At 53.0% G+C, this 17573-nt stretch carries 15 protein-coding genes and 1 tRNA gene; 12 read left to right on the plus strand and 4 right to left on the minus strand.

The features are described from left to right. The 9 genes from FDW96_RS04575 (at position 1) to hybG (ending at position 7042) form a co-directional block, all read left to right on the plus strand. A complete protein-coding gene (locus FDW96_RS04575) occupies positions 1–288 on the plus strand; it encodes a DUF2623 family protein (protein WP_038633845.1) in 288 nt (95 codons plus the stop codon). 190 nt (positions 289–478) lie between these two features. Beyond that, on the plus strand, positions 479–1597 hold the full coding sequence (hybO, locus tag FDW96_RS04580) for a hydrogenase 2 small subunit (RefSeq protein WP_003024486.1): 1119 nt from the start codon (positions 479–481) through the stop codon (positions 1595–1597). Between the two features lie 2 nt (positions 1598–1599). Continuing rightward, the gene (hybA, locus tag FDW96_RS04585; RefSeq protein WP_003828357.1) at positions 1600–2586 is read left to right on the plus strand and encodes a hydrogenase 2 operon protein HybA; all 987 of its coding nucleotides are present in this window, start codon (positions 1600–1602) and stop codon (positions 2584–2586) included. Beyond that, the gene (hybB, locus tag FDW96_RS04590) at positions 2576–3754 is read left to right on the plus strand and encodes a Ni/Fe-hydrogenase cytochrome b subunit (protein ID WP_042310972.1); all 1179 of its coding nucleotides are present in this window, start codon (positions 2576–2578) and stop codon (positions 3752–3754) included. The genes hybA and hybB overlap by 11 nt, the downstream gene beginning before the upstream one ends. After that, complete coding sequence (gene hybC, locus FDW96_RS04595; RefSeq protein ID WP_137365271.1) at positions 3751–5454, plus strand: hydrogenase 2 large subunit; 1704 nt, start codon at positions 3751–3753, stop codon at positions 5452–5454. The genes hybB and hybC overlap by 4 nt, the downstream gene beginning before the upstream one ends. Further along, positions 5454–5948 carry a HyaD/HybD family hydrogenase maturation endopeptidase gene (locus FDW96_RS04600; protein ID WP_079225994.1) on the plus strand — a complete coding sequence of 165 codons (495 nt, stop codon included), beginning with the start codon at positions 5454–5456 and terminating at the stop codon, positions 5946–5948. The genes hybC and FDW96_RS04600 overlap by 1 nt, the downstream gene beginning before the upstream one ends. Then, entirely contained in the window at positions 5941–6429 is a 489-nt protein-coding gene (gene hybE, locus FDW96_RS04605; RefSeq protein ID WP_079225995.1) for a hydrogenase-2 assembly chaperone, read from the plus strand. Before FDW96_RS04600 ends, hybE begins: the two co-directional genes overlap by 8 nt. After that, positions 6422–6763: a hydrogenase maturation nickel metallochaperone HypA gene (gene hypA, locus FDW96_RS04610; RefSeq protein WP_003828349.1), complete on the plus strand. Its 342-nt coding sequence runs from the start codon at positions 6422–6424 to the stop codon at positions 6761–6763. Before hybE ends, hypA begins: the two co-directional genes overlap by 8 nt. A gap of 30 nt (positions 6764–6793) precedes the next feature. Next, on the plus strand, positions 6794–7042 hold the full coding sequence (hybG, locus tag FDW96_RS04615) for a hydrogenase maturation factor HybG (RefSeq protein WP_003024459.1): 249 nt from the start codon (positions 6794–6796) through the stop codon (positions 7040–7042). 88 nt (positions 7043–7130) lie between these two features. On the opposite strand, the gene yghU is transcribed toward hybG, so the two are convergent. After that, entirely contained in the window at positions 7131–7997 is an 867-nt protein-coding gene (yghU, locus tag FDW96_RS04620; RefSeq protein WP_079225996.1) for a glutathione-dependent disulfide-bond oxidoreductase, read from the minus strand. Positions 7998–8215: 218 nt separating this feature from the next. Here yghU and FDW96_RS04625 point away from each other — a divergent pair, with 218 nt between their 5' ends. Beyond that, a complete protein-coding gene (locus FDW96_RS04625) occupies positions 8216–10504 on the plus strand; it encodes an FdhF/YdeP family oxidoreductase (protein ID WP_137365272.1) in 2289 nt (762 codons plus the stop codon). A gap of 153 nt (positions 10505–10657) precedes the next feature. Beyond that, entirely contained in the window at positions 10658–12517 is a 1860-nt protein-coding gene (gene gss / locus FDW96_RS04630; RefSeq protein ID WP_061382441.1) for a bifunctional glutathionylspermidine amidase/synthase, read from the plus strand. 109 nt (positions 12518–12626) lie between these two features. On the opposite strand, the gene FDW96_RS04635 is transcribed toward gss, so the two are convergent. Together FDW96_RS04635 and FDW96_RS04640 are read right to left on the minus strand one after the other, a co-directional pair. Next, positions 12627–12702, minus strand: a tRNA-Phe gene (locus FDW96_RS04635). 105 nt (positions 12703–12807) lie between these two features. Next, positions 12808–13515, minus strand: coding sequence for a DUF554 domain-containing protein (locus FDW96_RS04640; protein WP_042310961.1), 708 nt, complete (start codon positions 13513–13515; stop codon positions 12808–12810). A 467-nt stretch (positions 13516–13982) separates the two neighbouring features. Between FDW96_RS04640 and FDW96_RS04650 the strand changes: the two genes are divergently transcribed. Beyond that, positions 13983–16118, plus strand: a complete 2136-nt coding sequence (locus FDW96_RS04650) for an ornithine decarboxylase (RefSeq protein ID WP_137365273.1) — start codon at positions 13983–13985, stop codon at positions 16116–16118. 87 nt (positions 16119–16205) lie between these two features. Here the strand turns inward: FDW96_RS04650 and FDW96_RS04655 are convergent, their stop codons facing one another. Further along, on the minus strand, positions 16206–17462 hold the full coding sequence (locus tag FDW96_RS04655; protein WP_042310954.1) for a nucleoside permease: 1257 nt from the start codon (positions 17460–17462) through the stop codon (positions 16206–16208). Positions 17463–17573: the final 111 nt, after the last annotated feature.

A 17573-nucleotide genomic window follows, 5' to 3' on the forward strand; every position in this document is an offset into this window, starting at 1 on the left:
ATGGACAACCATTTTGGTAAAGGCCTGATGGCCGGATTAAACGCGGAAAATGCGGATAGCGCACGCTCGGTGGCGCATTTTTGCGCGGATTATAAACGCGGTTTTGTACTGGGGTTTTCACATCGAATGTTTGAAAAAACAGGCGATCGACAGCTCAGCGCGTGGGAAGCGGGCATCCTGACGCGTCGCTATGGACTGGATAAGGAGATGGTGATGGATTTCTTTAAAGAGAACCAGTCCAGTACAACAATTCGCTTTTTCATGGCCGGCTATCGGCTCGAAGCTTGATCCGAAAGGGGTATTATCTTGCTTTAATTAATTACACTATTGACCTACGCCTTCGTTTTGTTGCTCCGTCGAAGTATTATATCGCACATAACCATATAAAAAGTGTGGTAAATGGCGCGCCGATCGCAATATGCAACATGCGAATGGTGCAAAATAAAAAGCCAGGTCTTCGCAACGGAATAACTATAAAATGACTGGAGATAACTCTCTCATCAATTCGAGCGGCATCAATCGCCGCGATTTCATGAAGCTTTGTGCAGCACTGGCCGCCACCATGGGGCTCAGTAGCAAAGCCGCCGCAGAAATGGCCGAATCAGTTTCCCGCCCTCAGCGCCCACCGGTTATCTGGATTGGTGCTCAGGAGTGTACGGGTTGTACTGAATCGCTGCTTCGCGCGACACACCCTACAGTGGAAAACCTCGTCCTGGAGACAATCTCTCTGGAATACCATGAGGTACTCTCTGCCGCCTTCGGCCATCAGGTTGAAGAGAATAAACATAACGCTCTGGAGAAGTACAAAGGGCAATATGTTCTGGTTGTAGATGGTTCTATCCCACTGAAAGATAATGGTATTTACTGCATGGTTGCCGGTGAGCCGATCGTGGATCATATCCGCCGGGCCGCTGAAGGCGCAGCCGCTATCATTGCCATTGGCTCTTGCGCCGCGTGGGGTGGTGTTGCTGCCGCTGGCGTTAACCCAACGGGTGCAGTCGGCTTGCAGGAAGTTCTGCCAGGCAAAACCATCATCAACATTCCGGGCTGTCCGCCGAACCCGCATAACTTCCTGGCAACGGTCGCGCATATCATCACTTACGGTAAGCCGCCGAAGCTGGATACCAAAAACCGTCCAACATTCGCCTATGGCCGTTTGATTCACGAACATTGCGAGCGTCGCCCGCACTTCGATGCTGGCCGCTTTGCGAAAGAGTTTGGCGATGAAGGCCACCGTGAAGGCTGGTGTCTCTACCATCTGGGCTGTAAAGGACCAGAAACCTACGGCAACTGCTCAACGCTGCAATTCTGCGATGTTGGCGGCGTGTGGCCGGTGGCTATCGGTCACCCTTGCTACGGCTGTAACGAAGAAGGCGTCGGTTTCCATAAAGGTATTCACCAGCTTGCTCATGTGGAAAACCAAACCCCGCGCTCCGAGAAACCTGATGTCAACATGAAAGAAGGTGGCAATGTCTCTGCCGGCGCGATTGGGCTGCTTGGTGGCGTGGTAGGGCTGGTCGCCGGCGTCAGCGTGATGGCGGTTCGTGAACTGGGTCGTCAGCAGAAGAAAGATAACGCTGACTCACGGGGAGAATAACCGTGAACAGACGTAACTTTATTAAAGCAGCCTCCAGCGGGGCATTGCTGTTGGGCGCTGCGCCGTCCATCAGCCATGCGGCTGCAGAAAACCGTCCGCCAATCCCTGGGTCTCTTGGGATGCTCTATGACTCGACGCTATGCGTGGGCTGCCAGGCCTGTGTCACCAAGTGTCAGGACATCAACTTTCCGGCGCGTAACCCGGAAGGCGAGCAGACCTGGTCAAACAACGACAAGCTGTCGCCGTATACCAATAACATCATCCAGGTGTGGCGTAGCGGAACAGGCGTTAACAAAGACCAGGAAGAAAATGGCTACGCATACATTAAGAAACAGTGCATGCACTGTGTCGATCCGAACTGTGTCTCCGTTTGCCCGGTCTCCGCACTGAAGAAAGATCCGAAAACCGGCATCGTCCACTATGACAAAGATGTCTGCACAGGTTGCCGCTATTGCATGGTCGCCTGTCCGTACAACGTGCCTAAGTACGACTACAACAACCCGTTTGGCGCGCTTCACAAATGTGAACTGTGTAACCAGAAAGGTGTTGAGCGTCTGGATAAAGGCGGTTTACCGGGTTGTGTTGAAGTGTGTCCTGCCGGGGCGGTGATTTTTGGTACGCGTGAAGAGCTGATGGCTGAGGCGAAAAAACGTCTCGCGCTGAAGCCTGGCAGCGAATACCACTATCCGCGTCAGACGGTGAAAGCGGGCGATACCTATCTGCATACGGTACCGAAGTACTACCCACACCTGTACGGTGAGAAGGAAGGTGGTGGTACGCAGGTTATGGTGCTGACGGGGGTTCCTTACGAAGATTTGGATCTGCCGAAACTGGATGATCTTTCAACCGGTGCGCGTTCTGAACATGTTCAACATTCCCTGTATAAGGGCATGATATTACCCCTGGCTGCGCTGGCGGGCTTAACCGTGTTGGTTCGTCGTAACACGAAAAACGACCATCACGACGGAGGAGACGATCATGAGTCATGATCCTAAACCGCTGGGCGGGAAAATAATCAGCAAACCGGTCATTATTTTTGGGCCGTTAATCGTCCTGTGTATGCTCCTGATCGTGAAACGTCTGGTCTTCGGATTGGGTTCAGTCTCCGATCTGAACGGCGGTTTCCCATGGGGTGTTTGGATCGCGTTTGACCTGTTGATTGGTACCGGCTTCGCGTGCGGCGGTTGGGCGCTGGCATGGGCGGTGTATGTTTTCAACAGAGGGCAATACCATCCGTTGGTGCGTCCGGCGCTGCTGGCAAGCCTGTTTGGCTACTCGCTGGGTGGTCTGTCGATCACCATTGACGTCGGTCGTTACTGGAACCTGCCGTATTTCTACATTCCAGGTCACTTCAACGTGAACTCGGTATTGTTCGAAACGGCGGTCTGTATGACCATCTATATCGGCATCATGGCGCTGGAATTTGCTCCGGCTCTGTTTGAACGTCTGGGTTGGAAAGTCTCCCTCAAGCGTTTGAATAAAGTGATGTTCTTTATTATCGCTCTCGGCGCGCTGCTGCCAACCATGCACCAGTCTTCAATGGGTTCATTGATGATTTCTGCGGGGTATAAGGTGCATCCGCTATGGCAAGCGTATGAAATGTTGCCGCTTTTCTCCGTATTAACCGCTTTTATTATGGGTTTCTCGATCGTCATCTTTGAAGGCTCACTGGTACAAGCCGGTCTGAAAGGTAACGGTCCGGACGAGAAAAGCTTGTTCATCAAGCTGACGAATACCATCAGCATATTGCTGGCGATTTTCGTGGTTCTGCGCTTTGGCGAGTTAATCTATCGCGACAAACTGTCCTATGCGTTTGCAGGCGATCTTTACTCCGTAATGTTCTGGATTGAAGTCGTACTGATGGTCTTCCCGCTGGTGGTGCTGCGCGTCACTAAGCTGCGTAATGACTCACGCATGCTGTATCTGTCTGCGCTGAGTGCATTGCTGGGTTGTGCGACATGGCGTCTGTCCTATTCGCTGGTGGCGTTCAATCCTGGTGGTGGCTACCACTACTTCCCAACCTGGGAAGAACTGTTGATTTCTATTGGTTTTGTGGCTATTGAGATTTGTGCATACATCGTACTCATTCGTCTACTGCCGATACTTCCTCCTTTAAAACAAAACGATCAAAATCGTCATGAGGCGAGCAAAGCATGAGCCAGAGAATTACTATTGATCCGGTAACCCGTATTGAGGGTCATTTACGCATCGACTGCGAAATCGAAAATGGCGTGGTATCTAAAGCATGGGCTTCCGGTACCATGTGGCGCGGCATGGAAGAGATCGTGAAAAACCGCGATCCGCGCGATGCCTGGATGATTGTTCAGCGTATCTGTGGCGTTTGTACTACCACTCACGCTATCTCTTCCGTTCGTGCAGCAGAAAGCGCGCTGAATATTGATGTTCCGGTGAACGCACAGTACATCCGTAACATCATTCTGGCCGCGCACACCACGCATGACCATATTGTTCACTTCTATCAGCTGTCTGCGCTGGACTGGGTGGACATCACCTCCGCGTTGAAAGCCGATCCAGCGAAAGCGTCCGCGATGCTGAATGGTGTGTCCTCCTGGCACCTGAACAGCACGGAAGAGTTCACCAAGGTTCAGAATAAGATCAAAGATCTTGTCGCAAGCGGTCAGTTAGGTATTTTTGCCAACGGTTGCTGGGGTCACCCGGCAATGCAGCTGCCGCCGGAAGTGAACCTGATTGCTGTTGCTCACTATCTGCAGGCGCTGGAATGCCAGCGTGATGCCAACCGCGTTGTAGCGCTGTTGGGCGGTAAAACGCCGCACATCCAGAACCTGGCGGTAGGTGGAGTTGCTAACCCAATTAACCTCGACGGCCTCGGCGTGCTGAACCTTGAGCGTCTGATGTACATCAAGTCCTTCATCGACAAGCTGAGCGACTTTGTTGAGCAGGTTTACAAAGTTGATACCGCGGTTATTGCTGCGTTCTACCCTGAGTGGCTGGAACGTGGTCAGGGTGCGGTTAACTATCTGAGCGCGCCGGAATTCCCGACTGACGGTAAAAACGGCAGCTTCCTGTTCCCGGGTGGTTACATCACCAATGAAGATCTGTCGACCTATCGTCCGATCACCTCTCACTCCGATGAGTACCTGATCAAAGGGATTCAGGAGAGTGCGAAACACGCGTGGTACAAAGACGAAGCGCCGCAGGCTCCGTGGGAAGGCACAACGGTTCCGGATTACACCGGCTGGTCTGATGACGGCAAATACTCCTGGGTTAAAGCGCCGACCTTCTACGGTAAAACGGTTGAAGTGGGTCCGCTGGCCAACATGCTGTGTAAACTGGCGGCTAAACGCGAGTCTACTCATGCCAAGCTGAATGAAATCATCGCGATTTACACCAAGCTGACCGGTAAAACCATCGAAGTGTCGCAACTGCACTCAACGCTGGGCCGTATCATTGGCCGTACCGTTCACTGCTGTGAACTGCAGAACGTTCTGCAGGAACAGTACAACGCGCTGATTGTGAACATCGGCAAAGGCGACCACACCACCTTCGTGAAACCGGATATTCCGGCAACGGGCGAATTTAAAGGCGTTGGTTTCCTCGAAGCGCCGCGCGGTATGCTGTCTCACTGGATGGTGATTAAAGACGGTATTATCAGCAACTACCAGGCGGTTGTTCCGTCAACCTGGAACTCAGGCCCACGTAACTTCAACGATGAAGTCGGACCGTACGAGCGCTCGTTGGTAGGCACGCCAATCGCCGATCCAAACAAACCGCTGGAAGTGGTTCGTACCATTCACTCCTTCGACCCTTGTATGTCATGTGCGGTGCATGTGGTGGACGTTGACGGGAACGAAGTGGTCTCAGTTAAGGTTCTGTAATGCGGATATTAGTCTTAGGGGTCGGCAATATTTTGCTGACCGACGAAGCCATCGGGGTGCGTATCGTTGAGGCGTTAGAGCAACGGTACATCCTGCCAGACTTTGTTGATATTCTGGACGGTGGTACGGCTGGGATGGAGCTTCTCGGCGATATGGCGAACAGGGATCATCTGATCATTGCTGACGCCATCGTGTCGAAGAAAAACACGCCGGGAACGATGATGGTCCTGCGGGATGAAGAGATTCCGGCGCTGTTTACCAACAAAATCTCACCGCATCAGCTTGGCCTGGCCGACGTATTGTCGGCCCTGCGTTTCACCGGCGAGTTTCCGAAAAAGCTGACGTTAGTCGGTGTTATTCCGGAATCGCTGGAACCGCATATTGGGCTAACGCCGACGGTTGAAGCCATGATTGAACCTGCGCTTGAGCAGGTTCTTGCCGCGCTTCGCGAATCAGGCGTTGAAGCGATCCCTCGGGAGGCGGCTCATGTCTGAGGAGTTTGTCGGTTTTCAGACGGCCCCGAAGACGCAAATTCAGGCGGCGTTTGAAGAGATTGCCCGGCGTTCGATGCACGATCTTTCCTTCCTGCATCCGAATATGCCGGTGTATGTCTCTGATTTTACGCTGTTTGAAGGTCAGTGGACGGGGTGTGTTATCACACCCTGGATGCTCAGCGCACTGATTTTCCCCGGACCGGATCAGATCTGGCCGGTGCGTAAAGTCAGCGAAAAAATCGGGTTGCGTCTGCCGTATGGCGAAATGACCTTTACCGTGGGTGAACTGGAGGGCGTATCGCAATACCTCTCCTGTTCGCTGATGTCGCCGCTTTCGCACAGCATGTCGGCACAAGAAGGTGTCCGTCTGACTGATGATTGCGCGCGCATGCTGTTATCGCTGCCGGTGAGCGATCCGAATGCGCCGCAGCTAAATCGCCGCGCGCTGCTGCTGGGTCGTCGGAACTGCGAAAATGCATGAGCTGTCCCTTTGTCAGAGCGCGGTTGAGATTGTTCAACAGCAGGCAGAGCAGCACGGTGTCAAACGCGTAACCGGCGTTTGGCTGGAAATTGGCGCACTCTCCTGCGTTGAGGAGAGTGCCGTCCGTTTCAGTTTCGACATTGTCTGTCAGGGTACGCTGGCGCAAGGTTGTGAGCTGCATATTGATTATAAGCCAGCTCAGGCGTGGTGCTGGGATTGCAGTCAGGTTGTGGAAATCACCCAGCATGATGCGCAGTGTCCGCTATGTCAGGGCGATCGTCTGCGGGTTGATGCTGGCGATTCACTGAAAGTGAAAAGTATTGAAGTCGAATAACCCATAGGTTGCTATGGGGCGGAGTCAGATATGTGTATTGGAGTCCCTGGTCAGGTTCTGGCCGTTGGTGAAGATATTCACCAGCTTGCGCAGGTTGAAGTGTGCGGCATCAAACGTGATGTCAATATTGCCCTGATTTGTGAAGGTGATACGGCTGAGCTGGTCGGGCAATGGGTGCTGGTGCACGTAGGGTTCGCCATGAGCATCATCGATGAAGATGAAGCTAAAGCCACGTTGGACGCACTTCGCCGCATGGAGTACGACGTCACCAGCGCGTGATTTTATGCCGGATGGCGCAGCGCTTATCAGGCCCGCGCCTTATATATAGGCCGGATAAGGCGTTTGCGCCGCCATCCGGCATCTTACGTTAACCCTGGCGCTTATCTTCGGTATTGGTATCGAAGTCGCTGGCGTCATGGCGTTCATGAAGCTGCTCGTTCAGCGGCCCGTTGGTACGGTTTACAATACGACCACGCTTAACCGCCGGACGCGCTGCAATCTCTTTTGCCCAGCGCTGCACGTGCTTGTAGCTTCCTGCATCAAGGAACTCTGCCGCGTCGTACACGTTGCCCAGAACCACATTGCCAAACCACGGCCATACCGCCATATCGGCAATAGTGTATTCATCTCCGGCCACAAACTGATGCTGTGCTAATTGCTTATCCAGCACGTCGAGTAGGCGCTTGGCTTCCATTGTGAAGCGATTAATAGCGTACTCAATTTTTACCGGCGCATAGTTATAGAAGTGACCAAAACCACCGCCGAGGAAGGGGGCTGCGCCCTGTAGCCAGAACAACCAGTTCAGCGTTTCAGTGCGCTTCGCCAAATCCTGCGGCAGGAAGTAACCATATTTTTCCGCCAGATAGAGCAGGATTGCGCCAGATTCGAAAACGCGAACCGGCGGGTTTTGCGAATGATCGCGCAGCGCAGGGATCTTCGAGTTCGGATTCACCTCAACAAAGCCGCTGGAAAACTGATCGCCATCGCCAATACTGATAATCCAGGCATCGTATTCCGCGCCCTTGACGCCCTGCGCCAGTAGCTCCTCCAGCATAATCGTTACTTTCTGCCCGTTTGGCGTACCCAGCGAATAGAGCTGCAGCGGATGTTTGCCGACTGGCAGCGTTTTCTCATGGGTGGCACCGGAAACCGGGCGGTTGATATTGGCGAATGCGCCGCCGTTCGATTTTTCCCACGTCCAGACTTTCGCGGGCTGATAGGTATTGTCTGACATGTTGACCTGCCTTCTGAGTGGTTGTGTTGATGCAGTGTAGCAGTTAGGTAGAACTCAATTTAACAGATTGGGACTTTATGTCGCTTTGTGCTGAAAGGGGAAGATAAATCTAACCCGTTCATTGTAGCCGGGCCGTACTCCATGAAGAGGAAATCAATGTTGGACGGAAATTGCTACCGTATTCACCATCAAAAATTGGCGGTGAATAAGCAGTAATAATGAAAAATGGTGTTCCAGGAGTAAGCGATTATCAGGGCCCGGCGGGTGGGTGGGGCGCGGTAAAAGCCGTCACTGCTTCGGTATTTTCGCAAAAGGCTGTCGCACGCGACATTATCGCGATGTTCAAAATGAACCAGGTGAAAGGGTTCGATTGTCCGGGCTGTGCGTGGCCGGACCCAGTGCATCGTGCGCCAATGGAGTTGTGCGAGAATGGCGTGAAGGCGGTCTCCTGGGAGACAACCAGCAAGAAAGCGTCACCGGAATTTTTCAGCCGTCATCCGGTTTCTACGCTCTGGCACTATAGCGATTATGAACTGGAAAACATTGGTCGTTTGACGCATCCAATGAAATACGATGCAGCGTCAGACACCTGGCAGGCGGTGGATTGGGATATCGCCTTCCACGAGATCGGTGAGCGCTTGCGCAGCTATGATTCTGCGGAACAAGTTGAGTTTTACACCTCCGGCAGAACCTCAAATGAGGCGGCATTTCTGTATCAACTGTTTGCCCGCGAATACGGCAGCAGTAACTTCCCTGATTGCTCTAACATGTGCCACGGGCCGACCAGCGCAGGGTTAACACCAGCCATTGGCCTTGGGAAAGGGACCGTTGAACTGGACGACTTTGACCACTGCGATCTGGTGATTTGTATCGGGCATAACCCGGGCACTAACCATCCACGCATGCTGACCACCTTACGCGACGTTGCCAAACGTGGGGCCAAAATTATCTCCATCAACCCGCTGAACGAAAGGGGGCTTGAGCGCTTTAGCTTCCCGCAAAGCCCAAAAGAGATGTTCGGCGGCCAGGCCACGGAGCTAAGCAGCGATTACTATCAGGTTAAAATAGGCGGTGACGGCTCGCTGCTCAAAGGCATAATGAAAGCGCTGATCGAAATGGACGAAGCGCGGATCTTACTGGATCAACAGCCCTGCCTCGATCATGCTTTTATTCATGAGCATACCGAGGGCTATTCGACGCTGTATGACGATTTACGCCAGTGTAGCTGGGCAAAACTGGAACAGGATTCCGGACTGACGCGCAGCCAGATGGAGGACCTCGCACACAGCTACAACAAATCCCGCGCCACCATTATTTGTTACGGGTTGGGGATCACCCAGCATAAAAACGGCACTGAGAACGTTCAGCAACTGGTAAACCTGCTGTTGCTGAAAGGCAATATGGGTAAGCCCGGCGCGGGGATCTGCCCGTTGCGCGGTCATTCTAACGTGCAGGGCGATCGTTCTGTGGGGATCAACGAAGCGGCGCCCGAAGAGTTCCTGCAACGCCTTGAGTCGTATTTCGCTATCAGCGTGCCGCGTAAGCATGGCCGCTCCAGCGTGGAGAGCATTCGTGCCATCGAACGGGGAGAGGCAAAAGCGCTCATTTGCATGGGCGGTAATCTGGCGGTGGCGATGCCGCAGCCGCAGCGTACTTTTGCGGCGATGAAAAGTCTGGATCTGCAGGTCCATGTGGCGACCAAACTGAACAGATCGCATCTGCTGCTGGCAAAGCATAACTACCTGCTACCTACATTAGGGCGAACGGAGCGCGACATGCAGGCGACGGGGATTCAGTCGGTGACCGTCGAAGACTCGATGTCGATGGTTCACGCCTCCTGCGGCGCGCTGAAACCGGCTTCCCGCTGGCTAAAATCGGAACCCGCGATTGTGGCGGGCATGGCTCGTGCCACGCTACCGCTTTCGCCGATCAACTGGGAAGCGTTAACCGGGGACTACGCGTTGATTCGTGACGCCATTGAAGCCGTGATCCCGGCATTCCACGATTACAACGCACGTATTGCCGAGCCGGGCGGATTTCGCATGGATACGCCTGCTTCGCGCCGTGAGTGGCGAACGGCGAATGGTAAAGCCAACTTTATCGTCAGTCATCAGCAAGCGGTGGAGCGGGAAAACCAACCTGCGGATGCGTTAGTTTTGGCGACGCTGCGCAGCCACGATCAGTACAACACCACTATCTATGGTATGAACGATCGCTATCGTGGCATTACCGGTCGGCGTGATGTGGTGTTTTTAAGCGCCGAAGAAGCGGCGGCTCGCGGTCTGAGCCAGGGAGATGTGGTCAACGTTCAGGCGCTGGACGACAACGGCCAGCCCTGTGCGGAACGTGTTATGCACGGTTTAACGGTGGTGATTTACAACATGGCGGCAGGCTCTGTTGGCGCTTATCTGCCTGAAGCGAATGTCCTGCTTTCGCTGGATGCGGTAGACACACAAAGTTTGACTCCGGCGTATAAAAGCGTACCGGTCACCCTGACAAAAGCGTAGTTCCTGCTGTGAATTTTTCGCCTCTGAGCGCCAGCCGCTGCGTTGAGGTGTATGATGATGTCGACCTCTGTCCGGTTAGTGTCGCAGAGCAGGCAATCAGAGCGAAAAATTCACGCCAACCTGCTCAGGCTGTATTGTTTTGAGGTAAGGTGCATGAGCAAAGGAACGACCAGTCAGGATGCCCCATTCGGGACATTATTGGGCTACGCCCCAGGCGGCGTAGCAATCTACTCTTCAGATTACAGCTCCCTCGACCCACGGGACTACGACGATGATGCGGCATTTCGCAGCTATATCGACGACGAATATATGGGCCACAAATGGCAGTGCGTAGAGTTTGCACGTCGTTTTCTCTTCCTGAACTATGGCATGGTCTTCACCGATGTGGGCATGGCATGGGAGATCTTCTCCTTACGCTTCCTGCGCGAAGTGGTGAATGACAATATCCTGCCGTTACAGGCATTTCCGAATGGTTCACCCCGTGCGCCAGTTGCAGGTGCTCTGCTGATCTGGCAGAAAGGCGGCGAATTTAAAGACACCGGCCATGTGGCGGTAGTCACCCAATTGCTGGAAAACAAAATCCGCATTGCCGAACAGAACGTGATCCACACGCCGCTGCCTCCCGGACAGCAGTGGACCCGCGAACTGGAAATGGTGGTTGAAAACGGTTGTTACACCCTGCGTGATACCTTTGACGACACCACCATTCTTGGTTGGATGATCCAGACCGATGATACCCGTTACAGCCTGCCGCAGCCGGGGATCGCCAATGACTCACTAAAAATTGGCGGCGCGCGACTGGAAGATAACGGGCAGTTTGACGGTAAATGGCTGGATGAACAGGATCCGCTGCAAAAAGCGTACGTGCTGGCGAACGGCCACGTCATTAATCAGGATCCGCATCAGTACTTCACCATTACCGAGAGTGCGGAGCAGGAGCTGATTAAAGCCACCAACGAACTGCACCTGATGTATCTGCACGCGACCGACAAAGTGCTGAAAGACGACAACCTGCTGGCGCTGTTCGACATCCCGAAAATCCTCTGGCCGCGCCTTCGTCTTTCCTGGCAGCGTCGTCGGCATCATATGATCACCGGGCGTATGGATTTCTGTATGGATGAACGCGGACTGAAGGTGTATGAGTACAACGCCGATTCCGCATCCTGTCATACCGAAGCCGGTTTGATCCTCGAAAGATGGGCCGAGCGGGGCTTCACAGGGCAGGGACATAATCCGGCTGAAGGATTGATCAACGAACTGGCTGGTGCCTGGAAACATAGCCGCGCGCGTCCTTTTGTCCACATCATGCAGGATAAGGATATTGAGGAAAACTACCACGCGCAGTTTATGCAGCAGGCGCTGCGTCAGGCCGGGTTTGACAGCAAAATTCTGCGTGGCCTCGATGAGCTACGTTGGGATGACGCCGGTCAGTTGATTGACGGTGATGGTCGCCTGGTGAACTGCGTCTGGAAAACCTGGGCGTGGGAAACCGCGATAGAGCAGGTGCGAGAGGTCAGCGAAACGGAGTATGCCGCAGTGCCCATCCGTACCGGGCATACCAATCAGGAAGTGCGTTTGATAGACGTGCTGCTACGCCCGGAAGTGCTGGTCTTCGAGCCTCTGTGGACGGTGATCCCTGGCAACAAAGCGATTCTGCCGATCCTGTGGCAATTGTTCCCGCACCACCGTTATCTGCTTGATACTGATTTCACTGTTAATGAAGAGCTGGCGCGAACCGGTTATGCAGTGAAACCTATTGCAGGACGTTGTGGCAGCAACATCGATCTGGTGAGCCACCAGGAAGAGCTCCTGGATAAAACCAGCGGTAAGTTTGCTGAACAGAAGAACATTTATCAGCAGCTTTGGTGTCTGCCGAAGGTTGCTGGTAAATATATTCAGGTTTGTACCTTCACCGTAGGCGGTAACTATGGCGGTACCTGCCTGCGCGGTGATGAGTCGCTGGTAATTAAAAAAGAGAGCGATATCGAACCGCTGATTGTGGTGAAAGAATAATTGCGAACCCCTGTGGTGGTGATGTTGCTATCACGGGGTTATTTGATGGGGATAATTTTAGAAATACCCCAAAGCAAAAACCCGCCTTTTGGGCGGGTTCTTTAAATAGTGGTGCCCGGACTCGGAATCGAACCAAGGACACGGGGATTTTCAATCCCCTGCTCTACCGACTGAGCTATCCGGGCAACGAGGCGCATTAAACCTGATTCGCTTCGCTTCGTCAACGAAATTTCTTCAAATCAATGCAGACTGCACAATCTATCATCACATTGCTGCTATTGCACGCATTCTCAGGCAAAAAACGCCGTCCACGCGGCGGAAAGCGGCATTGCCAGCAGAAGGGCAGGAAGCATATTCACAACCGCAAACATTTTGATTCCACAAATACGTAAACCGGTTGCCAACAACAGCAGTCCACCTACGGCGCTGAAATCGGCCATCATAGCTGGCGTCGTCAGGGGTAAAATCAGTGCCGCACAGGTGGCAAGCGTTAACTGAATTGCCAGCATCGGCACGCAAATGGCAGATACCGCAATCCCCAGCGAACAGGCGAAGATGATGGCCGTGAAGAAATCAAGAAACGACTTCGCGATTAAAATATTTGGATCGCCGGTCATGCCTTCATGTATCGCCCCGAAGATCCCAGTACCACTGGCGCAAAATAGCACGATGATGGCCACATAGCTCTGGATGAAGGATTCGTGCGTGGTGTTGGCATCCGACCGGGTGAAAAGCTGCTGCGCTTTGGCAACCGCGGTATTGATCCCTTTTTCCAGATAACAGAACTCGCCAATTAATGCACCAACCAGCGTTGCCAGAACCATTACCGGCAGGTTGGCGCATTTGATAACCAGCAAGATACCAATTCCCAAAGAGCACAGCCCGAATATGGAGGTCATCGAGACCCGAATGCGCTCCGGTAAATGCTGGCTGAGTAGTGCGCCGAGAACGCCGCCAAATAAAATGGCGCCGCTATTAATAAACGGTCCGATTACCACGTTTGCTCCTGCATACCCATTATCATCTTGATACTAAAGACAATTGGCTGGGTGAAATTATGTTTCAGATTGCATTATTATGCCGCTAATTTCAGACAAAATGTTTGTTTATCTGTGAGGTTTTAGCTCTGGATTTTATCTTGCGCCTGTAAGTGAAAGGTGCCATGATTGCGCGAATTTTCTCCTGTCTGAATGGGGCTGCCTGGGATGAAATTACTCCCCCTACATCGCCTTCAATATCGCCTTTTTGCGCGACGCTTGTCCCTTCCTGCAACATATCTTACCACTCCCACCATGCGGTGAAGGCAGCGCACGCTCACTGCAGGATAACAGTAAGATCAGAGGCTATCTGCTTTTACTGATGTCTGGCGGTCGGGGCTGGTAACCAGTTTGACCTGTCATTTCGTGGGCAAAGCAATGCAGCTTTGCCGGGACTTTTGATTTTCCCGAAACGGGTTATTGCGCTTATGAAATCAATGAAAATTGCCGCCAGTGGTGAACTGGTCTCTCGTCTGTCCAGTCATCGTCAGGTGGTCTCGCTGGACAGTACCGATTTTACTGACGTTGCGGCAGTCGTCATTACCGTTGCGGACAGCCGCTGCGGGATCCTTGCTTTGCTTAAACGCACAGGTTTTCATTTACCCGTGTTTCTGTTCGCGGAGTCTAATGTGGATGTGCCAGCGGGCGTAAATGCGGTCATTCGCGGTCAGGCTCAGGAGTGGCTGGAGCTGGAATCTGCTGCCTGTCAGTATGAAGAAGATTTGCTGCCGCCGTTCTACGACACACTGACCCAGTATGTCGAAATGGGGAACAGCACGTTTGCCTGTCCGGGGCACCAACACGGTGAATTTTTTAAGAAGCATCCTGCGGGGCGGCATTTCTACGAATTCTTTGGTGAGAATCTGTTTCGTGCGGACATGTGCAACGCTGACGTTAAGCTTGGCGATCTGCTGATTCATGAAGGGTCAGCGAAACATGCGCAGAAATTTGCCGCTAAAGTTTTCCACGCGGATAAAACCTACTTTGTACTGAACGGGACCTCTGCGGCCAATAAAGTGGTGACCAATGCGCTGCTGACGCGTGGGGATCTGGTGCTTTTTGACCGTAACAACCATAAGTCGAACCACCACGGCGCGCTGATCCAGGCGGGCGCCACGCCGGTTTATCTGGAAGCGGCGCGTAATCCGTTTGGCTTTATCGGCGGCATTGATGAGCACTGCTTTGATGAGCAGTACCTGCGTCAGCAGATCCGTGAAGTTGCGCCACAAAAGGCTGACCAGCCGCGTCCGTTCCGTCTGGCGATCATTCAGCTCGGCACTTATGACGGGACGATCTACAACGCCCGGCAGGTGATCGACAAGATCGGTCACCTGTGCGATTACATCCTGTTTGATTCCGCATGGGTTGGATACGAGCAATTTATCCCGATGATGGCCGATGGCTCACCACTGCTGTTGGAGCTTAATGCTAACGATCCGGGGATCTTTGTCACTCAGTCAGTACACAAACAACAGGCCGGGTTCTCGCAAACCTCGCAGATCCACAAAAAGGATAACCACATTCGCGGCCAGGCGCGGTTCTGTCCGCATAAGCGGCTGAACAACGCTTTTATGCTGCATGCTTCCACCAGTCCGTTTTACCCGCTGTTTGCGGCGCTGGATGTTAACGCCAAAATTCATGAAGGCGAGAGCGGTCGTCGGCTATGGGCGGAATGCGTGGCGTTGGGAATCGAGGCCCGCAAAGCGATTATTGCCCGCTGTAAGATGATTCAGCCGTTTATTCCCCCGGTGGTTGATGGCAAACCATGGGAAACCTATCCGACGGCGGTGATTGCCAGCGAGCGTCGCTTCTTTAGCTTTGAGCCTGGCGCAAAATGGCATGGTTTTTCCGGTTACGCGCGCGACCAGTATTTTGTCGATCCCTGCAAGCTGTTGTTAACCACTCCGGGCATTGATGCGCAAACCGGGCAATATACTGAGTTTGGTATTCCGGCGACGATTCTGGCGCATTACCTGCGTGAAAACGGCATTGTGCCGGAGAAATGCGACCTCAACTCGATTCTGTTCCTGCTGACCCCGGCTGAAAGCGCAGAGAAAATGGCGCAACTGGTGGCGATGCTGGCGCAGTTTGAGCAACACATTGAGAACGACACGCCGCTGGCTGAAGTGCTGCCCACTATCTTCAACAAGTATCCGGTGCGCTACCGGGATTACACGCTGCGTGAACTGTGTCAGGAGATGCACTCACTGTACGTCAGCTTTGATGTGAAAGATCTGCAAAAAGCGATGTTCCGTCAGGAGAGTCTGCCTGCCGTGGCGATGAATCCGCAGGATGCGAACAGCGCTTTTATTCGTGGTGATGTTGAACTGGTGCGTATTTGTGATGCCGCTGGCCGCATTGCGGCGGAAGGTGCGCTGCCTTATCCTCCGGGCGTGCTGTGCGTGGTACCGGGTGAAGTCTGGGGCGGGGCGGTGCAACAATACTTCCTGGCGTTGGAAGAGGGGGTAAACCTGCTGCCTGGTTTCTCGCCGGAGCTGCAAGGCGTTTACAGTGAGACGGATGCAGACGGCATTAAGCGTCTGTATGGATATGTTCTGAAGTAAAAGCCGGATGGCACTAAACGCTTATCCGGCTTACGAACTGGTCAAAAAGAAGGTCACCTGATGGTGACCTTCTTTCATCAATAAAGATTAGTGTGCGATGGTCTGCGTGCCTGCCGGAGTGCGTACGTGTTTGTATTTAAACAGCGCAACGAAGGCAAAAGCCAGAACCAGCGAGTAACCTGCGAAGATCAGCCACACGGTCTGCCAGTCGGTAATACCGTTCAGCGTATAGTGTTCAACCACTTTGCCGCTCACCAGACCGCCCAGAATACAACCGAAGCCGTTGGTCATCATCAGGAACATACCCTGTGCGCTGGCACGAATTTCAGGGCGAACCTCTTTCTCCACGAACACGGAGCCAGAGATGTTGAAGAAGTCGAAGGCGCAGCCGTAAACAATCATCGACAGAACCAGCAGTACGGTACCGAACGGCGTAGGATCGCCGTAGGCAAACAGGCCGAAGCGCAGCATCCACGCGACGATACTGATCAGCATCACGTTCTTAATACCGTAACGGCTTAAGAAGAACGGGATGGTCAGGATAAACAGCGTCTCGGAAATCTGTGAAATCGACATCATCACCGATGCGTGTTCAACGATAAAGCTACCAGAGAACAGCGGGTTGTTATCGAAGCTGTGCAGGAAGGTATTACCGAACATATTGGTAATTTGCAGCTCCGCGCCCAGCATCATAGAGAAGATGAAGAAAATCGCCATACGCTTGTTTTTAAACAGCGCAAAGGCATCCAGACCCAGCATAGACGACCAGCTCTGGTTTTTCTGCTGATTGGCGACCGGAATATGCGGCAGCGTCAGGGTGAACAGTACCAATATCAGGGACAATGTCGCACCGATATACAACTGCATATGGCTCAGTTCAAAGCCGGAGAAGCTTACTGCCCACATCGCCAGAATAAAGCCGATGGTGCCCCAGATACGGATTGGCGGGAAGTCAGTTACGATATCCATTCCGGCTGATTGCAGGCGATAGTAGGAGATGGTGTTGATTAACCCCAGCGTTGGCATATAGGCCAGAGAGTTAAGCAAGATCACAAAGAACATGGCGCCTGGCGTGGTGACTTCGGCTGCGGCGAACAGCGTCCCTGCGCCGACCAGATGGCAAAGGGCGTAAACCCACTTCGCACTGATCCATTTGTCGGCCACGATCCCTAACAGCGTCGGCATAAACACGGCGGCGATCCCCAGCGAGCTATACACCGCGCCAATGGATGCACCATCGAATTTAAGGGTGACAAACATATAGGAGCCGAGAGTAGTCAGCCAACTACCCCATAAGCAGAACTGCAGAAACGAGAGAACTTTCAGCTGCAGCTTAAGATTCATGTTAATTTCCTCACACCGTAATGCGGATGAATGTTTTAAAAGGCACATTTGCCGTGGCTATATGATGTGATTCTATCAATGAGCAGCACTCTTTTTTTGTTACCTGTGACA

Origin of the sequence: Citrobacter sp. TBCS-15 (assembly GCF_005280815.1) — a bacterium.
GTDB lineage: Bacteria > Pseudomonadota > Gammaproteobacteria > Enterobacterales > Enterobacteriaceae > Citrobacter > Citrobacter werkmanii.

Bases quoted from the DNA above. Each gene is read 5' to 3' on its own strand.
- hybB (WP_042310972.1), top strand. From the start codon at position 2,576: ATGAGTCATGATCCTAAACCGCTGGGCGGGAAAATAATCAGCAAACCG.
- FDW96_RS04655 (WP_042310954.1), bottom strand. From the start codon at position 17,462: ATGAATCTTAAGCTGCAGCTGAAAGTTCTCTCGTTTCTGCAGTTCTGC.
- hybE (WP_079225995.1), top strand. From the start codon at position 5,941: ATGTCTGAGGAGTTTGTCGGTTTTCAGACGGCCCCGAAGACGCAAATT.
- yghU (WP_079225996.1), bottom strand. From the start codon at position 7,997: ATGTCAGACAATACCTATCAGCCCGCGAAAGTCTGGACGTGGGAAAAA.
- FDW96_RS04650 (WP_137365273.1), top strand. From the start codon at position 13,983: ATGAAATCAATGAAAATTGCCGCCAGTGGTGAACTGGTCTCTCGTCTG.
- hybC (WP_137365271.1), top strand. From the start codon at position 3,751: ATGAGCCAGAGAATTACTATTGATCCGGTAACCCGTATTGAGGGTCAT.
- FDW96_RS04575 (WP_038633845.1), top strand. From the start codon at position 1: ATGGACAACCATTTTGGTAAAGGCCTGATGGCCGGATTAAACGCGGAA.
- hypA (WP_003828349.1), top strand. From the start codon at position 6,422: ATGCATGAGCTGTCCCTTTGTCAGAGCGCGGTTGAGATTGTTCAACAG.
- hybO (WP_003024486.1), top strand. From the start codon at position 479: ATGACTGGAGATAACTCTCTCATCAATTCGAGCGGCATCAATCGCCGC.
- FDW96_RS04625 (WP_137365272.1), top strand. From the start codon at position 8,216: ATGAAAAATGGTGTTCCAGGAGTAAGCGATTATCAGGGCCCGGCGGGT.
- hybG (WP_003024459.1), top strand. From the start codon at position 6,794: ATGTGTATTGGAGTCCCTGGTCAGGTTCTGGCCGTTGGTGAAGATATT.
- FDW96_RS04600 (WP_079225994.1), top strand. From the start codon at position 5,454: ATGCGGATATTAGTCTTAGGGGTCGGCAATATTTTGCTGACCGACGAA.
- gss (WP_061382441.1), top strand. From the start codon at position 10,658: ATGAGCAAAGGAACGACCAGTCAGGATGCCCCATTCGGGACATTATTG.